We start from the raw sequence: 22231 nt of genomic DNA, 5'->3' as shown, positions 1-22231 counted from the left end.
TGCTATTATGTCATTTAGGAGGAATGATGATGACAGCATTTTGGGGAGAAGTAATCGGTACAATGCTGCTTGTTATTTTCGGCGGCGGCGTTTGTGCGGGAGTCAATTTAAAGAAATCGCTTTCATACCAATCCGGATGGATTGTTATTGTATTCGGCTGGGGATTGGGAGTAGCCATGGCGGCATATGCCGTCGGCAGCATCAGCGGCGCCCACTTGAATCCGGCTTTAACGATAGGCCTTGCGCTTGAAGGCAGCTTTCCTTGGAAAGAGGTTCCTGTTTATATTGCGGGACAGATGATCGGAGCAATGATCGGTGCGGTTGTTGTGTACCTTCATTATCTGCCGCATTGGAAGGCGACGGATGATCCGGCCGCTAAACTGGGCGTTTTCTCGACCGGCCCGAGTATTCCTCATACATTTGGGAATATGATAAGTGAAGTCATTGGTACGTTTGTGCTTGTGCTCGGCATTTTGGCAATCGGAGCGAATGAATTTACAAAAGGGCTGAACCCGCTGATTGTCGGATTCCTCATCGTTGCCATCGGGATTTCTCTTGGAGGGACGACCGGATATGCGATCAACCCTGCGCGGGATTTGGGGCCGAGAATCGCTCACGCCTTTCTGCCGATTCCGAAAAAAGGGCCGTCAAATTGGAAATATGCCTGGATTCCCGTAATCGGTCCGATCATGGGCGGTGCGTTCGGCGGCGTATTTTACAATGCCGCGTTTAAAGGAAATGTGACACCTAGCTTTTGGTTTGTAAGCGTTATAATGGTTGTAGTGCTTTTCATACTCTATATTTATACCAAGAAATCTCAATCACAGAAAACATTATCAAATTCTGAATATATTTAAAAAGGAGAGCGGCATCATGGAGACCTATATTTTATCAATTGACCAAGGCACAACAAGTTCAAGAGCGATTCTTTTTAATAAAGAAGGAAAAATCGTGCATTCCGCTCAAAAGGAATTCACACAGCATTTCCCTCAGCCGGGCTGGGTGGAGCACAATGCGAACGAAATTTGGGGATCGGTGCTCGCCGTTATCGCGACTGTGATCTCCGAGTCCGGAATCAGCGCTGATCAAATTGCCGGCATCGGCATCACGAACCAAAGGGAAACGACGGTCGTATGGGATAAAGATACCGGAAAGCCGGTATACAATGCGATTGTATGGCAATCGAGACAAACATCCGGCATTTGCGAAGAGCTTCGTGAAAAAGGATATAATGATACATTCAGAGAAAAAACGGGACTTTTGATCGACCCTTATTTCTCAGGAACGAAAGTCAAATGGATTCTTGACAATGTAGAAGGCGCGCGGGAAAAAGCGGAAAACGGAAGTCTTCTGTTCGGAACGATTGATTCATGGCTCATCTGGAAAATGTCCGGAGGGGCGGCGCACGTAACGGATTATTCCAACGCTTCAAGAACGCTGATGTTTAATATACATGAATTAAAATGGGATGACGAGCTGCTTGATATTTTAGGCGTGCCGAAATCAATGCTGCCGGAAGTGAAACCGTCTTCTCATGTGTACGCGAAAACGGTTGATTATCATTTCTTCGGTAAAAACATTCCGATTGCGGGAGCGGCCGGAGACCAGCAGTCTGCGCTGTTCGGTCAGGCGTGCTTTGAAGAAGGCATGGGGAAAAACACATACGGCACAGGCTGCTTTATGCTGATGAATACCGGAGAAAAAGCCATCACTTCTGATCACGGCCTTCTGACGACAATCGCCTGGGGATTAGACGGAAAAGTCGAGTATGCACTGGAAGGAAGCATCTTTGTCGCAGGTTCTGCTATCCAATGGCTGAGAGACGGCATGCGGATGTTCCAAGATTCAAAAGAAAGCGAGACATACGCAGAGCGTGTGGATTCCGCTGACGGTGTTTATGTCGTGCCCGCTTTCGTCGGATTAGGCACACCGTACTGGGACAGTGACGTGCGCGGCTCAGTTTTCGGCCTGACACGCGGAACGACGAAGGAGCATTTTATCCGGGCTACGCTTGAATCTCTCGCTTATCAGGCGAAAGATGTGCTTGATGCCATGGAGGCTGATTCAGGCATCTCTTTAAAAACATTGCGTGTAGACGGCGGAGCGGTAAAAAATAACTTCCTCATGCAGTTCCAAAGCGACTTGCTTGATGTGCCGGTCGAACGTCCGGAAATTAATGAAACGACGGCGCTCGGTGCCGCGTATTTGGCCGGAATCGCTGTCGGCTACTGGAAGGACAGCACTGAAATCGCTGATCAATGGAACCTTGATAAGCAATTCAAACCGGAAATGGAAGATGAAAAACGCGATGAATTGTACGGCGGATGGAAAAAAGCAGTAAATGCAGCTATGGCTTTTAAATAAGATAAAAATGTGGTATACTGAAAACAAGTTAATAGGAACGGTCCTGAGATGAGGAGAGACCACAGCACCAAAGTGATAACTGCGCTTTGGCTGTTGTGGTCTCTTTTTCTATACCGTGACAACAAGGAGGAAACGTAATGATGAATCACCAATTTTCAAGTTTGGAACGGGATCATATGCTGGAAGACATGACTAAAAAAACATACGATCTGTTTATTATAGGGGGAGGTATTACGGGTGCCGGCACGGCGCTTGACGCTGCTTCAAGGGGAATGAAAGTCGCTTTGAGCGAAATGCAGGATTTCGCGGCCGGCACATCAAGCCGATCCACAAAACTTGTCCACGGCGGTTTGCGTTATCTGAAGCAATTTGAAGTCAAAATGGTTGCAGAAGTCGGTAAGGAACGTGCCATCGTGTACGAAAACGGCCCGCACGTCACGACGCCGGAATGGATGCTGCTGCCGTTTCATAAAGGCGGCACGTTCGGTTCATTCTCTACTTCCATCGGCCTGCGTGTGTATGACTATTTAGCGGGAGTAAAAAAATCAGAGCGCAGAAGCATGCTGTCTGCTAAAGAAACGCTGCAAAAAGAGCCGCTCGTCAAAAAAGACGGCTTAAAAGGCGGAGGCTATTATGTAGAATACCGGACGGACGATGCGAGACTGACGATTGAAGTCATGAAAGAAGCCGTTAAATTCGGTGCGGAGCCTGTCAACTATTCTAAAGTGAAAGAACTGCTTTATGAAAAAGGAAAAGTTGTCGGCGTTTTAATTGAAGATCTGCTGTCAGGCAAGGAATACAAAGTTTACGCCAAAAAAATCGTCAATGCGACAGGTCCGTGGGTCGACGAGCTGAGAGAAAAAGACCACAGCAAAAGCGGAAAACATCTTCAGCACACAAAAGGGGTCCATCTCGTATTCGACCAATCCGTATTCCCGCTTAAACAGGCGGTGTACTTTGATACGCCGGACGGCCGGATGGTGTTCGCCATTCCGCGTGAAGGAAAAACATACGTGGGTACGACCGATACGGTTTACAAACAAAAACTTGAGCACCCGCGCATGACGGTGCAGGACCGCGATTATGTCGTCAGCTCCATCAATTATATGTTCCCGGAACTGAACATTACGGCGGACGATATTGAATCAAGCTGGGCCGGCCTCAGACCGCTTATTCACGAAGAAGGGAAAGACCCGTCTGAGATCTCCCGTAAAGATGAAATCTGGACATCTCAATCAGGCCTGATTACGATCGCCGGAGGAAAACTGACGGGCTACCGTAAAATGGCTGAGCACATTGTCGATCTTGTCCGCGACCGCTTGAAAGAAGAGGGCGGCCAGGACTTCGGCGGCTGCAAGACGAAGACGATGCCGATTTCCGGCGGACATGTCGGCGGCTCTAAAAACTTCGAGTCATTTGTGGAAGCAAAGACAAAAGACGGCTTGAAAATCGGTTTATCACAGGAAACCGCTAAGCAGTTAGCCATCAGATACGGCTCTAACGTTGAAAATGTATTCAGCCGGATTGAAGGTCTGAAAGACGAAGCGGAAAAACGCCAGATTCCGGTTCACATTCTGGCGGAAGCGGCTTACAGCATCGAAGAAGAAATGGCTGCGACACCTGCCGATTTCTTCGTCCGCAGAACGGGAAGACTGTTCTTCGACATCAAATGGGTGCAAACGTATAAAACAGCCGTGATTGATTACATGAGCGACCGATTCCAATGGAATGACGAAACGAAAGAAAAACACACTGAGTGGTTAAATACGCTGCTGCACGACGCGGTTGTTCCGCTCGAACAATAATAACCGGAGGGCTGTGCCGAAAAGGCATGAGCCCTTCTTTTATCTTTTTACATAAAGCATTTGGTTAAGTTATCAAGTGACACGGGCAGCCGCTTCATATTAAAATATGGTCATAAGCTGAAATTATAGGAGGACGAACATGAGTTGGAGTAAGAGTTACGAACGCTGGAATCAGGCCGAACAATTAGATTCAGAATTGAAAAAATTATTGGCGGACGCAGAAGGAAACGAGCAGCTGCTGGAAGATTTTTTCTACAAAAATCTTGAGTTCGGAACAGGAGGCATGAGAGGAGAAATCGGGCCGGGTACGAACAGGATGAATATTTACACGGTCCGCAAAGCATCCGCCGGACTTGCGGCGTATATCGCGAAACAGGGGGAAGACGCGAAAAAAAGAGGGGTTGCGATCGCATACGACTCCCGTCATAAATCTCCTGAGTTTGCGATGGAAGCTGCAAAAACCCTTGCTTCCCAAGGCATTCAAACATACGTATTTGATGAGCTCCGCCCGACGCCTGAGCTGTCTTTTGCGGTGAGAAAGCTGAACGCTTATGCCGGTATCGTCGTGACGGCCAGCCATAACCCGCCTGAATATAACGGATATAAAGTGTATGGCGATGACGGCGCACAGCTGCCGCCGAAAGAAGCGGACATCGTCATTGCGGAAGTGAATGCCATAGAAAATGAATTAACGATTCAAGTTGAAGATGAACAGTCGCTGAAAGAAAAAGGTTTGATTAAAATAATCGGTGAAGAAATTGATAAACCGTATACTGAAGAACTGACTTCCATCTCCGTACATCCCGAGCTTTCGGCTGAAGTGGATGTCAGCGTCGTGTTCACTCCGCTGCACGGCACGGCAAATAAACCGGTGCGCCGCGGTCTTGAAGCACTCGGTTACAAAAACGTCACCGTCGTAAAGGAGCAAGAGCTGCCGGACCCGGATTTTTCAACCGTCAAATCGCCGAATCCGGAAGAGCACGCGGCATTCGAATATGCCATTAAACTCGGAGAAGAACAAAACGCTGATATTCTCGTCGCTACGGACCCGGATGCCGACCGTCTCGGCATTGCCGTAAAAAACAGCGAAGGCAAGTACACAGTGCTGACGGGAAACCAGACAGGCGCGCTTTTATTGCATTACCTGCTTTCCGAGAAGAAAAAACAGGGCGCCCTTCCTGAAAACGGTGTCGTCATGAAAACGATTGTCACGAGCGAATTGGGCCGCGCCGTCGCTTCATCGTTCGGATTAGATACGGTTGACACGCTGACAGGCTTCAAATTTATCGGTGAAAAAATCAAAGAATATGAAAAATCAGGCCAATACACGTTCCAGTTCGGGTATGAAGAAAGCTACGGCTACTTAATCGGCGATTTCGCGCGTGACAAAGACGCGATACAGGCTGCGCTGTTAGCCGTCGAGGTATGCGCCTTTTATAAAAAGCAGGGCATGTCGCTTTATGACGCGCTGCTGTCCATTTTTAAAGAATACGGTTATTACCGTGAAGGCTTGAAGTCATTGACGTTAAAAGGAAAACAGGGAGCAGAGCAGATTTCCGCTATCCTGACTTCCTTCCGAAACGATCCGCCGAAGCAGATGGCCGGAAAACAAATCACGCAGGCTGAAGACTATTCAACGGGAAAACGGACTGTATTTGCCGATCATCATGAAGAAGATATTGATCTGCCGAAGTCAAATGTCCTGAAATATTTCCTTGAAGACGGCTCTTGGTTCTGCCTTCGTCCATCAGGAACGGAGCCGAAAGTGAAGTTCTATTTCGCCGTGAAGGGAACTTCTTTACAAGACAGCGAACAGCGTCTTGCCGCATTATCTGAAGCCGTCATGAAAACGGTAGATGGCATAGTGGAAAAAACGAAATAAACAACAAACCGCCGGAAGCGACATCCGGCGGTTTTTTTATACGCCTCATCCGAAAGTATGAGGAAAATTCATGCTGAAAACAAAGGAATATACAGAAAAGAATTGATATAATATGGATAATTCTGATTGGCCGGAGTGAGGGAAATTGACGAAAACGACGGTAGAAACGTTAAAAGCGATTGCGGAAACCTTAAACCAAAGCCACGATCTAAAGGAAGCGCTTGATAAAGTGCTTCGCGAACTGCTCAGCCTGACCGGGCTGCAGACAGGGTGGATTTTTCTGATTGAGCCGGACGGATCTTATACGCTCGCCGCATCCGCTTATTTACCGCCGGCTCTCGGTCAGCGGGAAAATGCACTCATGTGCAGCGGGGAATGCTATTGTCTGACCAAATTCAGCAATGGCGGATTGACAAAGGCCGTAAACATAATGAATTGTAAACGGATTGAATTCGCGGAACAGACGACGAACTGCCGCGATACAGAGGGCATTACCCATCATGCGACCGTACCGCTTGAGGACGGCGGCCGGAAGTTCGGTTTATTAAACGTCGCCGCAAGCGAAAAGACATTTTTCAACGAAGAAGAACTGCATCTTCTTGAAGCGGTTGCATTTCAAATCGGAACGGCGATTCAGCGGATGAAACTGGCCGAATTTGAGCAGAAGAACGCCCTGTTGATGGAACGAAGCAGACTTGCGCAAGAGCTGCATGATTCCGTCAATCAAATGCTGTTTTCTGTCAGCTTAACGGCAAAAGCCGCAAAGAGCTTTACAGATGATGATCGGCTCCGGCAGATGATTACGTTTATTCAAGAGCTGTCTCATGATGCGCTAACAGAAATGAGGGCGCTTATTTGGCAGCTGAAGCCGGAAAGTTTGACGAAAGGGCTGTATGCGTCGATCAAAAGCTATGCCGCTCTTATCGGCCTGGAAGCCGTTTGTGAAATGGAGGATGAGCTGGAGCTTACAGATGAACAGGAACACGCGCTTTGGCGGATCGCCCAGGAAGCCTTGAATAACTGTAAAAAGCATGCGGGAACGGACCGGGTTATCATTTCCGCCGTTAAAAAGCCGGATTGCGCTGAGCTTCATATTAGCGACCGTGGAGCGGGCTTCAGCGCTGATGCGCATGCTGTGCTCCCATCGCTCGGCGTGGCCGGCATGAAAGCGCGGGCTGAAGCAATCGGCGGCCGCTTTACACTGCAATCCGAGCTTGGCGCCGGAACGATTGTCTCCGTTCGGCTTCCGTTTCGGGACAGGAGGTCTGATTGATGAAAATTGTGATTGCTGATGATCATCACGTTGTCCGCAAAGGACTGCGCTATTTCTTCGCCACTCAGGAAGACATTGAAGTTGTCGGTGAGGCGTCCACCGGTGCTGAAGCGCTTCAGCAAGCTGAAAAGACGGAGCCGGACATCATTCTGATGGATTTATCAATGCCTGATATGGACGGCATAGAAGCGGCAAAAATTGCGGCGGAACGATTTCCGGACATCAGTATCGTCGTTTTGACGAGCTATTCTGATCAGGAGCATGTCATTCCCGCCCTTAAAGCCGGCGCAAAAGCGTATCAGCTGAAAGACGCCCAGCCCGATGATTTAGTAAAAACGCTTCGGGAAGTGTATTCCGGACGTTACCGGCTGTCGGCGGATATTGTGCCTCACGTGCTGACCCATATGGTTCAGGATGATCAGGATAAGGAAAAATATGATCAGCTGACCCCTCGTGAAAAAGATGTTCTTCAAGAAATAGCCAAAGGGAAAAGCAATAAGGAAATTGCGGCGGCACTGTTTATTCCAGAAAAAACAGTGAAGACCCACGTGTCCAACCTGCTGTCAAAGCTGAATCTTTCCGATCGGACGCAGGCGGCATTGTATGCGGTAAAATATAATGTTTTTGGAAAGGCGGTAAAATGATGAGCATATTAGTGATCAGCGGAACACCGAGAAAAAACGGGCGGACTAGAATTGCCGCTTCTTATATAAGAGATCGGTTTCATACCGATTTTATTGATTTGAGCGAAAGTGAACTGCCGCTTTATAACGGTGAAGAAGAACAGAACGAGCTGCCTTCAGTGCAAGAGTTAAGGCGGCAGGTGAAAAAGTCGGCGGCCGTCGTCTTATTATCTCCCGAGTATCACAGCGGCATGAGCGGCGCTTTAAAAAACGCCATCGATTTTTTAAGCAGCGATCAATGGGCATACAAACCGGTGGCAATCATGGCCGCGGCGGGCGGAGGAAAAGGAGGCATGAACGCGCTGGCGAATATGCGGACGGTCATGCGGGGCGTCTATGCAAATGTCATCCCGAAACAGCTGGTCTTAGACCCGATTCACATCGACATGGAGCGCCGGACCGTATCTGAGGATATGGCTGTCAGCCTGAAAGAGATGATCGAAGAGCTGAATATGTTCACAAACATAAGAAATCCCGGCGTCTGACGCCGGGATTGTTTTATGTCAGCATGGCTAATTGATCTTCATAAGCGAGCTCTGTCGCATGATCAATATACCCGAGAAGGGAATACAGCTCTTTTTCAAGCACCGCATGATCATATTCGAAATGATACGCGTGCAGAAAGTGCTCAATACGCTTTGATAATAAATCATCTTTTGTACGAACCATCAATATTAACAAATTGTCCCATTGAGACCGGTGTGTGTAATACAAGGCTTTGTCATAATCGGCATGATCCATCTAACGCTTCTCCTTTCAATGAGAAGTTCTCCGTTAGTTTATGCCGTCGAAGACCGATGCAACGGGGGAAAAGTTGGTGTCCTTATCACAGCGGCATAGCAATATGAGGGAGACATAAAATAAAACCGCATATCCGTCTCTTCTTTGGACACGCTAAGATTGACAAAAAACGACTCAGGAGAACATAAAGATGAAATCCCTTCCATTTGCGCTTGCCCTCTTGTTTTGCGGCATTCTCATTGCCTCGATCGCTGAAAAAGGGCATACAGAACACCTTGATCCATCAGTTGAAAAATGGGAGCAGCTCGCATGGAACCAGCTTGAACGTGAATACAAGGGGGCCGAGCTTACCGATTATTCGTACATGGGCCGTACAAAAGTGAACCGGGAACAGACGAAAGATGTGTTTCGCGTAACGGTGCAAACAACAAAAGAAACGTTTTCATCCCGTGCTGAAGTGTATTTCCATCCCGTGACAAAACATGTGATCAGCATTAATATTTTCAGACTGTAAAAAAAGCTGCACAGCCTAATTGAGGCCGTACAGCTTGTCAGATATCAGAAGAAACGTTTTGCGCCGAGGTAACGCTGTTTCCAATAGGAATTGTTCATGCTGGAAATAACGACACCCGAATCGTTGGCATTAATAAACTGGCCGTTCCCGAGATAAATACCGACGTGGGAAGGTCCGGCTTTATAAGTTGAGAAAAAGACAAAGTCACCGACCGCCGGCTGGCTGACTGATGTCATCGTATTCCAGTAGCCTGCGGCTGAAAGTCTGGATACAGAAGTGACCTTATTGAGAACGTAATAAATGAAACCGCTGCAGTCAAAGCCTCTCGGCGTCGTCCCGCCCCATACATACGGTACGCCCAGCTGAGCTTTTGCGGCATCGATCATTACATTAATCTTCGCGCTTGTTGAACCTGTGCCGCCTGTGTTGCCGGACTGATTCGGTGTTGTGTTTGTCTGCTGCCCGGTAATCGTCAGCTTTTGTCCGATTTGAAGAACATCTGTTTTCAGATTGTTTTTCTCGCGGATCTGCTGGGCGGTCACATTGAACTTTTGGGCAATCACCCATAAAGAATCCCCGCTTTTCACGGTATATGTAGTGGTTTTCCCTGTATCTCCGGACTGGTTCGGAGTTGACGGTGAAGACGAAGAGCCGGAAGATGACGTTTTGGTCAGCTTAAGCACTTGTCCGACCCGAAGCATGTCTGACGTCAGTTTGTTGATGCTTCTGATTTGCTGAACCGTCATGTTGTATGCGTTTGCGATTTTCCAGAGTGAGTCTCCGCTTTTTACTGTATAGGAGGACGTTTGCGTCTGGTTTTTATTTTGGTTTGAATTGTCTTTTGACGGCGTGTTTCCCGAAGAAGACGTTCCTTTTGTTTTCAGGACTTGGTTTACGTAGATCGTATCCGTTTTTAAGTTGTTTAATACTTTGAGTTCCGCAATGGTCATATTGACGCTGTTTGCGATCTTCCATAGTGAATCGCCGAGTTTGACTTTATACGTCCCGGAAGATGATGACTGCTTTTTGCTGCTGTTTGAGCTGCTGCCAGGAGCGGTTTTTTTCTGATCGGTGCTTGAGGAAACTTTCCCCGTCACTTGCAGCTTCTGTCCGGCGCGGATTAAGTCGCTTGTCAGACCGTTCAACTTTTTCAGTTCCTGTACGGACATTTTAAAATCAGATGCGATCAGCCACAGCGAGTCGCCGCTTTTCACTGTATAAACGCTTTTAGTCGTGCCGCTGTTCTTTGAAGATGGCTTTTTGCTGCCGGAATCTGATTTGCCGTTAGGAATGTTGAGCGTCTGCCCGATAGAAATAACGGTGGATTTTAGATGATTCGCTGATGTAATGGCATCCACGCTTGTATTGTAGTTTTGGGCAAGCTTCCATAATGAATCTCCGCTTTTAACCTTAATCGTTTGTGCTTCTGCCGGTGTTACAGCTAACGCAGACCCGACGATCGCAGATGCAGTCAAACCGACCGCTACCTTTTTTTTCATAATGAATCTCCCTTTTCCTGCGATGATTTTACTATCCCCATTCGTTGCAGCCGCAAGGTGAGGATATCAGTAATGATAATCTTTATATCGGCACTTGTCTGCAATCGTTTATCATATTAATAGAAATAGTCCTTTTTTCTTATGCCGGCATAAAAAAAGAAGGAATGCGGGCATTCCTTCAGCTTCTGAGCAGTCTCATAATCTCCTCTTTGTTTTTGACCAGATCCCTTAACGTATATTTGTCTAAAACGGCCAGGTAAGCTTGCAGGGCTTCATTCAGAAGGTTCTTTAAGTTGCAGGCGGGAGATATGATACAGAGATTTTTTTGGGAGTCAAAGCATTCTACGATGTTAAAGTCGTCTTCTGTATTTCGAACGACTTCTCCAATGTTTATGTCTTCCGGTGTCATTCCTAATCGGATTCCGCCTCCCCGGCCCCGGATCGTTTCGACATACCCGAGCTGGCCGAGGCGGTAAATGACTTTCATGAGGTGGTTTTTAGAGATGGAATAAGTATCTGCGATTTCTTTTATGTTGGAAAGTTCGTCGGAATGTCTGGAAGCCAAAAAAATCAAAACGCGTAAAGAATAATCGGTATAGTTCGTTAATTTCATAGAATGACCTCGAAAAAAGAGATTTTGCTTCTGTTACAGTCTATCATATATGAATCTAAAATGAAAAAAAAGGAATTTGCCCCCTTAACTCAAAAAAAAACGTGCGCTCCTTCTGAGCGCACGTTTTTTTCGTTAAGACATCGGCGGCTTCCGATCGTCAGCCGATTGATGTTTTTCAATTTTGCGATCCAATTTTGCGAGATAACGGGAGGCGAATTCTTTTCCGCCAAGACCGAATGAAAGTCCGAAGGCAAGCGCGAAACCGCCCAGAATCAGAATAAACGCGGCATTTACGATCGTGTCGGCGACACCGAGCTGATCCAGCGCCATAAAGATTGAAAGAGTGATAATGGTATATTTCGCAAGCGGCGCCAGGAATCTGAATTCCTTTCCGCTCAGCATGCCGGCAAGCAGCCTGCTGACGAGCTGTCCGGCCAAAAGCCCGATTCCGAGAATAAATACAGCGGCCAGAACATTAGGCAGGTAAGCGATAATACCTGTTGCGATAACAACGAGAAATTCGAGATGGACAAGCTGCAGCGCCTCTGCCGTAAAGAGCAGGACGATGATGATCTGAACAATCATGCCGACCGTCTGAGAAAGCGTCAGCTTCGGGGTACCCGTCTGTTCAAAGCCCATTTTACCGAGAAGAGAGTCGAAACCGGCCCGGTGCAAGAGCCCGGATACAATGCTGTTGACCCATTTTCCGATCCAGATGCCGGCGATGATCAGCACGATACCGATGATGATATTAGGGAGCATTGTGAAGACCGTGTGCAGCATGGCTGACGCCGGTTCAGAAATACCCGCCACATCAAGCCGGTCAAGCGCAGAAATGATCACCGGAATGAAAATCAGCACGTAGACAATCGTTCCGATGATTGCCGACAGGCTTGTATCCTTCAGATAAATAGAAAGCCCCATACGTGCGGCGAGCCTTTCCGTGCCGATACTCGCCAGAAAGTTTGTGACGATATCACGGACGAGACGGGCAACAAGCCAGCCAATTAAAACAATCAGCGCCGCGGCGAATAATTTCGGTATAAAGGACAAAACGCTTTGGATCATATTTGTAAACGGCCCTGATACTCCGCTGATCTGGAGAGCGGCCAAGACGCCGGGCAGGAACAAGAGCAAGACGAAGTAAAAAACGATTCGTGAAGCGGCCGTAACGGATCTGCTCATCTCCGCTTCTTCAGACACCATTGTCCATTTTCTGAGCCGGCCGTTTTCAGCGAGTTTCATGCCCGCTTTTTTGACGAGATAGCTGAAAAGCGAAGCGGCCGCCCAGCCCAACAGCAGAATCAGGCCGGCTTTTAAAATGCTCGGCACAGCCGCCGTTATCGCTGACAGCATGCTGACAAAAGGCGAAGCCACGGTTGTCAGATGCAGAATGTTAAAGAATAGAATAAAAACGATGATTAATGCGATAAAATAAATGACTTTACTGATGACTTTTTCTGAGGAATAGCGCGCCGGCTTTTTTTCGGCGAACAGCCTGTCGTCGATTTTTGTTTTTTGCAGGCCTTTGTATACGGCTTTTTCAATGATTTTGGCAATGCCCCAGCCGATAAGCAGGACGAGCAGTGCGATGATCAGATTCGGGAGTTTGCTGAGATACGTCGTAAGCATGTCTGCTGTATTCAAGTAGAATCGCTCCTTTTCTTTTTGGGGTATGGTGTGTGTTTTACCCATTTACATATAAAGCAAACGGGGCGGATGTGCCGAAAGTTTTCAGCCGGAAACCGGTCTGTTATTTCATCTTTTGAGAGGAGGGGTCATACATTATAAATAAGTCCAAGTAGGGGGGATTCGGTTGAACGCGGAGGAGACAAAAGGTTTACAGCGGGCAATTGAGGAAATAACCGACATTGCGAAGGGTTTCGGCCTTGATTTCTACCCGATGAGATATGAAATTTGCCCGGCTGAAATTATTTATACATTCGGCGCGTACGGCATGCCGACGAGATTCAGCCACTGGAGTTTCGGCAAACAATTTCACAAGATGAAACTCCATTATGATCTCGGTTTGAGCAAAATTTATGAACTTGTCATTAATTCCAACCCTTGCTACGCTTTTTTGCTGGACAGCAATTCGCTGATCCAAAATAAATTAATTGTAGCCCATGTTCTTGCCCATTGTGATTTTTTCAAACATAACTGCCGCTTTCAAAATACGAACCGGGACATGGTTGAGAGTATGGCGGCTGCGGCGGAGCGGATTAAGCATTATGAAAGAATTCACGGGATCAAAGAGGTGGAGTCCTTTTTAGATGCCATTCTGGCGATTCAGGAGCATATCGATCCGTCGCTCGTCAGGCCGAAGCTGCTGTGGAGCGTCGATGACGAAGAGGAGGACGAAGAAGAAACCGCGCCATCGCCTTACGATGATTTATGGGGAATGGATAAGCCGAAGCAGGTGAAAAAGAAAAAAGGGAAAAAACCGTTTCCGCCCCGGCCGGAAAAAGATATTCTGCTGTTTATCGAGGAACATTCGCGGGAGCTTGAACCGTGGCAGCGTGACATTTTAACCATGATGAGAGAAGAAATGCTGTATTTCTGGCCTCAGCTGGAAACGAAAATCATGAACGAAGGCTGGGCATCCTATTGGCATCAGCGGATTATCCGCGAGCTTGACCTGACTTCAGATGAAGCCATCGAATTTGCGAAGCTGAACGCAGGCGTCGTTCAGCCGTCAAAAACGGGAATCAACCCGTATTATTTAGGGCTGAAAATTTTTGAAGACATCGAAGAGCGTTATGACAACCCGACAGATGAAATGAAAAAAACAGGAGTAAAGCCCGGTTCCGGACGCGAGAAAATGTTTGAGGTCAGGGAAATTGAATCGGATATATCATTTATCCGCAATTATTTGACGAAAGATCTCGTGATGCGTGAGGATTTGTATTTATTCCAAAAGCAGGGCAGGGACTATAAAGTGATCGACAAAGAATGGAAGGCCGTGCGCGACCAGCTCGTGAACATGCGGGTCAACGGGGGATTTCCTTATCTGACCGTCAATGACGGGGATTACCTGAAGAATAATGAGCTTTATATTAAACATTGGTATGAGGGAATTGAGCTTGATCTGAAATATTTGGAGAAAGTGCTGCCGTATCTGTACCAGCTATGGGGCAGGAGCGTGCACATCGAATCTGTTCTTGAAGACAGAGAAGTGATGTTTTCGTATGACGGCAAAGGAGTGCACCGGAGATATCTGTAAAAGAAGAAAGGATGCGGGGAAACCCCCGCATCCTTTTTTATTTTCCGTGTTTCAGGATGTGAAAGATCTTTTTGGCCTGATCCGTGTTGTTTAAAAGCCCCGTAAATGACTCTCTTCCCGGACCGTATGCGTAAACGGGAACTTCTTCGCCCGTATGATCGCCGGTTGTCCAGCCGCTGTTGGTTTTCGCATTAAAGAGCTTAATAATCGCTTTGTATGCCCCCTTGTCAGCATCCTGTTTTGCGGCCGTTTCGATCTGTTTGATTTCCGCTTTTGACCATTTCAGGTCTGTATAACGCGCAAGCACGGAAGATACGGATTTGCCCGCTTTGATTTGGTCAGCCATAAATGCCGGGGTTTTTTTGGCGGCAAGAATCGGTTCAACATGCCAGTTTTTATCGTCATTCGCACCGATCGTCAATCCCCCGGTGGTATGGTCAGCCGTGGCAACGACAAGCGTATGTTTGTCCTTTTTGGCAAATGCGATCGCTGCTTTATACGCTTTTTCAAAATCCTTCATTTCGCTCATTGCGCCGACTATGTCATTGTCATGTCCCGCCCAGTCAATTTGGCTGCCTTCGACCATTAAGAAAAACCCTTTTTTATTCTTGTTCAGCCTGTCGATCGCCGCCGTTGTCATGTCTTCTAATGAAGGGACGGCGTTTGAGCGGTCGATTGCTTTGTCGAGTCCGCCATCGGCAAACAGGCCGAGAATTTTCTTATTACGATCCTTTTTGAGCTCCTGTTTTGATGTCACGTAGCTGTATCCCGCTTTTTTGAAATCCTTTGTTACATTGCGGTCTTTACGGATAAAGTTTGACTTGCCGCCTCCAAGGAGCACATCGACTTTCTGTTTTCCGTTGATGCGGTCATCAAAGTAGCTGCTTGCGATGTCATCCATGTTCTTTCGGGATTTGTTATGGGCTCCGAATGCCGCAGGGGTGGCGTGCGCAATCTCCGAAGTTGCGACAAGTCCGGTGGATTTCCCTCTTTGTTTCGCTTCTTCGAGGACGGATTTTACCCGCTTTCCTTTTTTATCGACTCCGATCGCCGCGTTATACGTTTTCACGCCCGTGGCCATTGCCGTGCCTGCCGCCGCGGAATCGGTAATATTGGAATCAGGATCGTCAGGATAAGTCATCATCATACCGGTGAGATTGGGATCGAATGCCGTCAGTTTCATGCCGTCTGCAGGCTTTCCTTTGTTAATGACCGAACGGTAGGCGTTCATATAGGGAGCGCCCATTCCGTCGCCGACCATGAAGATGACGTTTCTGATTTCGTTTTTGTCAGGCTGTTTTTTTGCCGCAGCCTGTTCGGAGTGCTGAAGCCCCGCGCCCGCAATCAGACCGGCTGTCAGCACGGATACGGCTGCCGCCGGCAGAAGTTTTGATCGAACCTGTTTAAATAGACTCATTCTCACTCGTCCTCCTTTAATCGTGTCTGCATGTCTAATGGTAGGGGGTGTTTGTAAAGAGCGCCTGTTCCTCCTGTAAATTTCAGGTGAAACATTGTTAGAAATGTAAATTCCGGTGTAATGTTATGTTTTCAAGAAAGAGTGAAAACCATTCACTTTTTTGAAAAAGACGAGGATTTTTTTAACAAGGGGTTATTTGGAAAATGAACTGCTTTGTTTTTCCAAAATACGAGGATCACAGGAAAAAAACATGACAAATTGACTTGTTTTTCGTCACGTTTGAAATCAAATTGAAATATTTAATACCCTTAAAAACTTTTTTCTAAAACGAATTAGTAAGAAATTTGTCACGGGAAGTCAAGTCTATTTCTAGTGGAAATTGAACCTTATAATAGGAAACAGATAAAAACTTTAAAAAAGAGACACATAAAATAGATAGAATCATTCAGGGAGGAAAATATGAAAAAGCAACTTGTTACAGCAACAACGGCAGTGGTTTTGGGGACGACTTTGTTTGCGGGCGCGGCATCTGCGCAAACGATTAAGGTAAAAAAAGGCGATACATTATGGGGACTTTCAAATCGGTATGGAACGTCAATTAATTCCATTAAATCTGAGAACAAATTAAAATCGGATATCATTTACATCGGTCAGACGCTTTCGATTAACGGTAAATCATCCTCAGGTTCAAGCTCAAGCAACAAGTCATCATCGTCTACATATAAAGTCGTAAAAGGCGACAGCCTTTGGAAAATTGCGAATAAATATAAAATGACGGTAAACCAATTAAAAAGTTTAAACGGTTTAAAAACGGACCTGATCCGCATCGGACAAGTTCTTAAAGTAAAGGGATCAACTTCCGGTTCAACGTCTTCAGGATCTTCGTCATCAAAGCAGCCTTCATCCAGCCATAATGCTGCACAGACGAGCCTGAATGTAAACAAGCTGATTTCTGATGCGCAATCTTTAATCGGCACGCCGTATGTATGGGGCGGAACAACGACTTCCGGCTTTGACTGCAGCGGATTTATCTGGTACCTGTTAAACAAACAGACGAGTGTCGGCAGAACGAGCACTGCGGGATACTGGAGCTCAATGAAGAGCGTGTCCAGCCCGTCAAGAGGAGACTTCGTCTTTTTTACAACATATCAGGCCGGCCCTTCACACATGGGTGTGTACATCGGAAACAACAAGTTCATCCATGCCGGTTCTGACGGCGTCACAACAAGTGATCTGAATAACAGCTACTGGAAACCTCGCTACCTTGGCGCGAAAAGATTCTAGCAGCGATAGAAACCCGTTCATCAGAACGGGTTTTTTATTTAGACGGGACAGAGCTCCATTTGTTTCACCTAAAAATGAAAATGTGATAAAAAATCTAAAAAGGTTTTCTTTTTTTCATTTTCATAGAGGGCGATGGCGTACGCGCCCGCGCTCGGCATCTGGGCGAATTCGCACGGAATTTCAATCATGCTGCCTGCGGCGAGTTCGGACCGTACCGCTGACAGCGGCAGAAATGAGACGCCCAGCCCCTCTTTAATAAATCGTTTCGTAATATGCGTCTGTGTCACCTTCATTGTCCTGACGAAAGGGAACTGTATTCTGACCTGGCGGAGCAAATCATCCCAATAGTCAGGATGGTTATGGGTCAAAAGCAGATATTGTCCGAACAGGTCTTTCACTTCATCCGCCTTCCCTGTCCCGGGTTTTCGGCCGGGCGGCGCGACGAGGACAACGGGGTCATTGTACAGGGGGCGGCAAGTGAGGGAAGATGATTGCACCTTTAAGCAGCTCAGTCCGATATCGGCTGAGCCGTTTCTGATTTGAGAGGCGATTTCTTCCGATTCGAAAATGGTGACCGTCATTTCGGTTTCTTTATTGTCCTCTGTATAACGCTTCATGACAGACGGGAGAACGGTGTCGGCGATAAGCGGCGAAACAGCGAGTGTCAGCGTGTGCGAGTAGCCCTGGCGCACCCTGTGCAGCTCCGCCATGCTGTTTTCATAGTCTTCCAAAAGCCTCATGGCAAACGGCACGTATGCTTTTCCTTCCTCCGTCAATTGTATTTTCCGGCCACTCCGCTGAAACAGCTTGCAGCTGATTTCTTTCTCTAATAATTTTATATGAACGGTGACGGTCGGCTGAGATAAAAAAAGCGTTTCCGCCGTTTTTCTGAAGTTCTCATATTTTGCCGCGGTGACGAAGGTGTGAAGCCATTTAAAATCCATAGATGCACTCCTCTGATTAAAAGTTTTAATTAATTCCCTTAAAAATATTCATTATTTTTTAAATATTATATTTACTATAATAACAGAAAGAGGATAAGGGGGAATGAAATTGATTTATCGTGGATTGAAAGGGATTACTTGTGCAGAAACGGCTATCAGCCATATTGACGGAGAAAAGGGGCATTTAATATATCGCGGCTATGATGCGAAGGATATCGCGCTGCAATCCAGTTTTGAAGAAGCGGCGTATCTCATTTTGAACGGGGCGCTTCCTGATGAGCGGCAATTGCTTGCGTTTCAGGAAGAACTTGCAGCCGAGCGCGGGCTTCCGAAACATTTGATCGACTTACTGGAAACGCTTCCGGATGAAATGGACGACATGGCGGTGCTGAGAACGGCTGTTTCAGGTTTGGGCACAGATTCATTTACATATCCGCCCAAGCCGGAAGAAGCGGTTAAACTGATTGCCGTCACACCGACGATTATTGCGTACAGATACCGCCGTAAACAAGGGCAGGAAGCGTTGTCACCTGAGGTGCGATACGGACACGTTGAAAACTATTTGTATATGCTGACAGGCAGGCAGCCGTCCGCAGCCCAAAAGAAAGCGCTTGAAACGTATATGATTCTGGCGATGGAGCACGGGATGAATGCATCGACTTTTTCAGCGAGAGTCACCGTTTCGACTGAATCGGACTTAGTGTCTGCCGTCACTGCCGCACTGGGTACGATGAAAGGGCCGCTGCACGGAGGCGCGCCTTCAGGCGTCACGAAAATGCTTGAAGACATCGGGGAAAAAGAAAATGCAGAAGCATATTTGGCAGCGAAGCTTATGAGGGGAGAACGCCTGATGGGCTTCGGACATAGGGTGTACAAAACAAAAGACCCGCGGGCGGAAGCGCTGCGCATAAAGGCTGAAGAAGTGGCGGGAAATGATCCGTCGCTTGACTTGGCGCTTTATGTGGAGAAGGAAGCCATCCGCCTGTTAGAGCAATATAAGCCCGGACGGAAGCTGTATACGAATGTGGAGTTTTACGCAGCGGCTGTGATGCAGGCCATTGATGTCGACAATGATTTATTTACGCCGACCTTTTCAGCAAGCAGAATGGCAGGCTGGTGCGCACACGTGCTTGAACAGTCCGCTGACAACATGATTTACAGGCCGTCTGCGAAATACACCGGCGCTTTTCCCGAAACGGCTCAGCAGCTTTAATCACCGGCATATTTGTCCGTTTAACTCCCCGCGCTGCGTGGTATCGTCTCAGTAATACCAATTGCAGGAGTGTGAGAATATGAATCCGATGGACAGACAGACGGAAGGACAAAAGCCGCAGGTGCAAAAGCGCCAGCCCGGCATTGAGTCAGACATGGAGCCGAAACCGCTCTTGGAGGACCCGGATGTAAAAGGATCGGGCAGATTAAAAGGAAAAGTCGCCGTCATCACGGGCGGAGACAGCGGCATCGGCGCAGCGGCTGCGATTGCTTACGCGAAGGAAGGGGCGGATCTTGCCATCCTGTACCTAGACGAACATGCCGATGCCGAGAGAACGAAAAAGCGTGCGGAAGAATACCAGGCCGAATGCCTGTTAATTCCGGGAGACGTCGGTGATGAGGCGCATTGTCAGAAGGCGGTCCGGCAAGTCTTAGATCACTACGGAAAAATAGATATTCTCGTTAATAATGCGGCTGAGCAGCATCCGCAAAACGGGATTCTTGATATTACAGCTGAACAGCTGGAGAAGACATTCCGTACAAACATGTTTTCTATGTTTCATATGACAAAAGCCGTGCTGCCCCACCTGCAAAGAGGGAGCGCCATCATTAATACAACGTCTATTACCGCTTATCAGGGAGACACATCATTGATCGACTATTCATGCACGAAAGGCGGCATCGTTTCCTTTACGCGTTCAATGGCGATGTCATTGGCCGATCAGGGGATCAGAGTAAATGCAGTGGCCCCTGGCCCGATCTGGACCGCCCTGATTCCGGCAACGTTTACTGAAGAAAAGGTGGAAAAGCATGGTCTGGACACTCCGATGGGAAGACCGGGACAGCCTGCGGAACACGCCGGAGCTTACGTGCTTCTGGCTTCAGATGAATCTTCCTATATGACGGGGCAAACCATTCACGTAAATGGCGGCAGATTTATTTCAACATAATACGCAAGTCTTATCCCGCGCTTTTAAAAAGGGCGGGATTTTTATTTGAACGTACATATGAATACGATTTTCAAAAAATGGAAGTCTCCAGCTGAATCACTAATGTTAATATTTCACAGTGGGGAATCCGCTGAGTTCTGTTTTATGAAAACTAAAAATAATATATAGAATTTTCAAAAAAGTTATTTTCATTTTTATATTTTTCGCTATAATATGACATAGGAGAAAGGAATGATGTGCTGAAACATTTCATGCGAAAAATAAGAATTTAGTCATTATTGCTATTGTTATCTGAATATTCTAACATATATTGGTTTACAAGGAGTGAAGCAGATGAAGGGGAGCGTATTCAGAAAGAAAAGCATTCAGGACCTGCTTGCCGCAACGAGCGGGGAAAAGTCGCTGAAAAGAGAGTTAGGGGCCTTTGATTTGACCCTTCTGGGGATAGGGGCCATCATCGGAACGGGGATTTTTGTATTAACCGGAACAGGCGCTGTCACGGCGGGGCCGGGGCTGACTGTTTCATTTGTCATCGCCGCTCTTGCGTGTTTATTTGCGGCTTTGTCATATGCCGAATTTGCTTCAAGCGTCCCGGTTTCGGGTTCCGTCTACACGTTTACTTATGCGACACTGGGTGAACTTCTCGCGTTTATCATCGGATGGGATTTAATCTTGGAATATATGCTCGCCGTCAGCGCGGTTTCGGTCGGCTGGTCCGGCTATTTTCAATCATTCTTGGCGGGCTTCGGCATTCATCTTCCGACCGCATTAACGGCCGCGCCGGGATCCATTAAAGGCACGGTCACATTCTTTAATCTCCCCGCATTTGTTATCGTGCTTGCGATTACATTCCTTCTCTATTTAGGCATTAAAGAATCGAAGCGGGTCAATAATATTATGGTCATTTTGAAGGTTCTGGTTGTTCTATTGTTTATCGCCGTTGCGGCCGTATATGTCAAACCTCACAACTGGCAGCCGTTTATACCGATGGGATTCGGCGGTGTTTTCAGTGCCGCGGCGCTCGTTTTCTTCTCTTTTATCGGTTTTGACGCCGTCTCTTCCGCCGCTGAAGAAACGAAAAATCCGGCGAAGGATCTGCCGAAAGGAATTATCTTTTCATTAATCGTCTGCACCGTGCTGTATGTGACCGTATCGGCGATTATGACGGGCGTCGTTCCGTTTGCCCGCTTTGAAGGCGTTGACCATCCCGTGTCTCTCGTCCTGCAGATGGCCGGACAGAATTGGGTGGCCGGGATTATTGATATCGGCGCAGTGTTGGGGATGACAACGGTGATGCTCGTCATGCTGTACGGCCAGACGAGGGTGATGTTTGCCATGTCCCGTGACGGTTTGGTGCCGGGGGCGCTTTCAAAAGTCCATCCGAAGCATAAAACGCCGCACGTGGTGACGTGGGTGTTCGGCATCCTGTCGGCATTACTCGGCTCGCTCGTCCCGCTTGATGAACTGGCGAAGCTGGTGAACATCGGCACGCTTGCCGCATTTGTCCTGATTTCCGTGGCGGTTATCGTATTGAGAAAGAAACAGCCTGATCTGCCAAGGGCTTTTAAATGTCCGGGGGTTCCCTTTATTCCGGTATTGTCCATTCTGTTCTGCGTGTTTTTGATTATTAACCTCGGCGCAACCACCATATTCCGTTTCTTTATCTGGCTGATCATCGGTCTGGTGATTTATTTCTTATATTCGAGAAAGCATTCGAAATTAAACGGGGATTTGTAAGGAGCGGCACCCGCCGCTCCTTTTTATTTTTCGGAATAATGAAACATATTGAAATGGGCTTAAGTTATCGCAGTGAATAAGGGATAATAT

19 protein-coding genes are annotated in these 22231 nt (G+C 47.4%); 13 read left to right on the top strand and 6 right to left on the bottom strand.

Annotated features, from left to right (window positions below; translation table 11 throughout):
- Positions 1 to 29: 29 nt before the first annotated feature.
- From NQS30_RS10175 to NQS30_RS10145, 7 genes are all read left to right on the top strand, one after another.
- Positions 30 to 857: an MIP/aquaporin family protein gene (locus NQS30_RS10175; protein WP_015239469.1), complete on the top strand. Its 828-nt coding sequence runs from the start codon at positions 30 to 32 to the stop codon at positions 855 to 857.
- Positions 858 to 873: 16 nt separating this feature from the next.
- Positions 874 to 2364 (top strand): glycerol kinase GlpK, encoded by a 1491-nt coding sequence (gene glpK / locus NQS30_RS10170; RefSeq protein WP_007409284.1) that lies wholly within the window; start codon positions 874 to 876, stop codon positions 2362 to 2364.
- 137 nt (positions 2365 to 2501) lie between these two features.
- Positions 2502 to 4169: a glycerol-3-phosphate dehydrogenase gene (glpD, locus tag NQS30_RS10165; RefSeq protein ID WP_003155341.1), complete on the top strand. Its 1668-nt coding sequence runs from the start codon at positions 2502 to 2504 to the stop codon at positions 4167 to 4169.
- 139 nt (positions 4170 to 4308) lie between these two features.
- Positions 4309 to 6051, top strand: coding sequence for a phospho-sugar mutase (locus tag NQS30_RS10160; protein WP_012117166.1), 1743 nt, complete (start codon positions 4309 to 4311; stop codon positions 6049 to 6051).
- Between the two features lie 145 nt (positions 6052 to 6196).
- Positions 6197 to 7324 (top strand): GAF domain-containing sensor histidine kinase, encoded by a 1128-nt coding sequence (locus NQS30_RS10155; protein WP_015239471.1) that lies wholly within the window; start codon positions 6197 to 6199, stop codon positions 7322 to 7324.
- On the top strand, positions 7324 to 7968 hold the full coding sequence (locus NQS30_RS10150) for a response regulator (RefSeq protein ID WP_015239472.1): 645 nt from the start codon (positions 7324 to 7326) through the stop codon (positions 7966 to 7968). The genes NQS30_RS10155 and NQS30_RS10150 overlap by 1 nt, the downstream gene beginning before the upstream one ends.
- On the top strand, positions 7968 to 8492 hold the full coding sequence (locus NQS30_RS10145; protein ID WP_015239473.1) for an NADPH-dependent FMN reductase: 525 nt from the start codon (positions 7968 to 7970) through the stop codon (positions 8490 to 8492). Before NQS30_RS10150 ends, NQS30_RS10145 begins: the two co-directional genes overlap by 1 nt.
- A 13-nt stretch (positions 8493 to 8505) precedes the next feature.
- Here NQS30_RS10145 and NQS30_RS10140 read toward each other — a convergent pair whose 3' ends face one another.
- Positions 8506 to 8748, bottom strand: coding sequence for a YhdB family protein (locus NQS30_RS10140; RefSeq protein ID WP_003155335.1), 243 nt, complete (start codon positions 8746 to 8748; stop codon positions 8506 to 8508).
- A 190-nt stretch (positions 8749 to 8938) separates the two neighbouring features.
- Between NQS30_RS10140 and NQS30_RS10135 the strand changes: the two genes are divergently transcribed.
- Positions 8939 to 9262: a DUF3889 domain-containing protein gene (locus NQS30_RS10135; protein WP_007610300.1), complete on the top strand. Its 324-nt coding sequence runs from the start codon at positions 8939 to 8941 to the stop codon at positions 9260 to 9262.
- Positions 9263 to 9306: 44 nt separating this feature from the next.
- Here NQS30_RS10135 and lytF read toward each other — a convergent pair whose 3' ends face one another.
- The 3 genes from lytF to NQS30_RS10120 all read right to left on the bottom strand — a co-directional run bounded on the left by lytF (position 9307) and on the right by NQS30_RS10120 (position 13021).
- On the bottom strand, positions 9307 to 10761 hold the full coding sequence (lytF, locus tag NQS30_RS10130) for a peptidoglycan endopeptidase LytF (protein ID WP_015239474.1): 1455 nt from the start codon (positions 10759 to 10761) through the stop codon (positions 9307 to 9309).
- A gap of 178 nt (positions 10762 to 10939) precedes the next feature.
- Positions 10940 to 11374 (bottom strand): nitric oxide-sensing transcriptional repressor NsrR, encoded by a 435-nt coding sequence (nsrR, locus tag NQS30_RS10125; protein WP_007409277.1) that lies wholly within the window; start codon positions 11372 to 11374, stop codon positions 10940 to 10942.
- 132 nt (positions 11375 to 11506) lie between these two features.
- On the bottom strand, positions 11507 to 13021 hold the full coding sequence (locus NQS30_RS10120) for a mechanosensitive ion channel (protein WP_015239475.1): 1515 nt from the start codon (positions 13019 to 13021) through the stop codon (positions 11507 to 11509).
- A 169-nt stretch (positions 13022 to 13190) separates the two neighbouring features.
- On the opposite strand from NQS30_RS10120, the gene NQS30_RS10115 reads away from it, so the two are divergent.
- Positions 13191 to 14597 carry a SpoVR family protein gene (locus tag NQS30_RS10115; protein WP_015239476.1) on the top strand — a complete coding sequence of 469 codons (1407 nt, stop codon included), beginning with the start codon at positions 13191 to 13193 and terminating at the stop codon, positions 14595 to 14597.
- Between the two features lie 37 nt (positions 14598 to 14634).
- Here the strand turns inward: NQS30_RS10115 and NQS30_RS10110 are convergent, their stop codons facing one another.
- On the bottom strand, positions 14635 to 16014 hold the full coding sequence (locus NQS30_RS10110; RefSeq protein WP_015239477.1) for an alkaline phosphatase PhoA: 1380 nt from the start codon (positions 16012 to 16014) through the stop codon (positions 14635 to 14637).
- A gap of 459 nt (positions 16015 to 16473) precedes the next feature.
- Between NQS30_RS10110 and NQS30_RS10105 the strand changes: the two genes are divergently transcribed.
- The gene (locus tag NQS30_RS10105; RefSeq protein ID WP_015239478.1) at positions 16474 to 17298 is read left to right on the top strand and encodes a C40 family peptidase; all 825 of its coding nucleotides are present in this window, start codon (positions 16474 to 16476) and stop codon (positions 17296 to 17298) included.
- 68 nt (positions 17299 to 17366) lie between these two features.
- Here the strand turns inward: NQS30_RS10105 and NQS30_RS10100 are convergent, their stop codons facing one another.
- Positions 17367 to 18242 carry a transcriptional regulator CitR gene (locus tag NQS30_RS10100; RefSeq protein WP_015239479.1) on the bottom strand — a complete coding sequence of 292 codons (876 nt, stop codon included), beginning with the start codon at positions 18240 to 18242 and terminating at the stop codon, positions 17367 to 17369.
- A gap of 109 nt (positions 18243 to 18351) precedes the next feature.
- Between NQS30_RS10100 and NQS30_RS10095 the strand changes: the two genes are divergently transcribed.
- The 3 genes from NQS30_RS10095 to bcaP all read left to right on the top strand — a co-directional run bounded on the left by NQS30_RS10095 (position 18352) and on the right by bcaP (position 22141).
- On the top strand, positions 18352 to 19455 hold the full coding sequence (locus NQS30_RS10095) for a citrate synthase/methylcitrate synthase (protein ID WP_218791540.1): 1104 nt from the start codon (positions 18352 to 18354) through the stop codon (positions 19453 to 19455).
- Between the two features lie 79 nt (positions 19456 to 19534).
- Positions 19535 to 20404 carry an SDR family oxidoreductase gene (locus NQS30_RS10090; RefSeq protein ID WP_007409269.1) on the top strand — a complete coding sequence of 290 codons (870 nt, stop codon included), beginning with the start codon at positions 19535 to 19537 and terminating at the stop codon, positions 20402 to 20404.
- 333 nt (positions 20405 to 20737) lie between these two features.
- A complete protein-coding gene (gene bcaP / locus NQS30_RS10085; protein WP_063095808.1) occupies positions 20738 to 22141 on the top strand; it encodes a branched-chain amino acid transporter BcaP in 1404 nt (467 codons plus the stop codon).
- Positions 22142 to 22231 lie beyond the last annotated feature (90 nt).

Origin of the sequence: Bacillus sp. B1(2022), from assembly GCF_040259625.1 — a bacterium.
GTDB classification, from domain to species: Bacteria; Bacillota; Bacilli; order Bacillales; family Bacillaceae; genus Bacillus; species Bacillus velezensis.
This window is presented reverse-complemented; position numbering and strand designations above follow the sequence as displayed.

What these genes read in the sequence shown, in the direction of transcription:
- NQS30_RS10145 (WP_015239473.1), top strand. Translation starts at nt 7,968, where the DNA reads ATGAGCATATTAGTGATCAGCGGAACACCGAGAAAAAACGGGCGGACT.
- NQS30_RS10140 (WP_003155335.1), bottom strand. Translation starts at nt 8,748, where the DNA reads ATGGATCATGCCGATTATGACAAAGCCTTGTATTACACACACCGGTCT.
- glpD (WP_003155341.1), top strand. Translation starts at nt 2,502, where the DNA reads ATGATGAATCACCAATTTTCAAGTTTGGAACGGGATCATATGCTGGAA.
- NQS30_RS10150 (WP_015239472.1), top strand. Translation starts at nt 7,324, where the DNA reads ATGAAAATTGTGATTGCTGATGATCATCACGTTGTCCGCAAAGGACTG.
- NQS30_RS10110 (WP_015239477.1), bottom strand. Translation starts at nt 16,014, where the DNA reads ATGAGTCTATTTAAACAGGTTCGATCAAAACTTCTGCCGGCGGCAGCC.
- NQS30_RS10090 (WP_007409269.1), top strand. Translation starts at nt 19,535, where the DNA reads ATGAATCCGATGGACAGACAGACGGAAGGACAAAAGCCGCAGGTGCAA.
- NQS30_RS10175 (WP_015239469.1), top strand. Translation starts at nt 30, where the DNA reads ATGACAGCATTTTGGGGAGAAGTAATCGGTACAATGCTGCTTGTTATT.
- glpK (WP_007409284.1), top strand. Translation starts at nt 874, where the DNA reads ATGGAGACCTATATTTTATCAATTGACCAAGGCACAACAAGTTCAAGA.
- bcaP (WP_063095808.1), top strand. Translation starts at nt 20,738, where the DNA reads ATGAAGGGGAGCGTATTCAGAAAGAAAAGCATTCAGGACCTGCTTGCC.
- NQS30_RS10100 (WP_015239479.1), bottom strand. Translation starts at nt 18,242, where the DNA reads ATGGATTTTAAATGGCTTCACACCTTCGTCACCGCGGCAAAATATGAG.
- nsrR (WP_007409277.1), bottom strand. Translation starts at nt 11,374, where the DNA reads ATGAAATTAACGAACTATACCGATTATTCTTTACGCGTTTTGATTTTT.
- NQS30_RS10105 (WP_015239478.1), top strand. Translation starts at nt 16,474, where the DNA reads ATGAAAAAGCAACTTGTTACAGCAACAACGGCAGTGGTTTTGGGGACG.
- NQS30_RS10135 (WP_007610300.1), top strand. Translation starts at nt 8,939, where the DNA reads ATGAAATCCCTTCCATTTGCGCTTGCCCTCTTGTTTTGCGGCATTCTC.
- lytF (WP_015239474.1), bottom strand. Translation starts at nt 10,761, where the DNA reads ATGAAAAAAAAGGTAGCGGTCGGTTTGACTGCATCTGCGATCGTCGGG.
- NQS30_RS10160 (WP_012117166.1), top strand. Translation starts at nt 4,309, where the DNA reads ATGAGTTGGAGTAAGAGTTACGAACGCTGGAATCAGGCCGAACAATTA.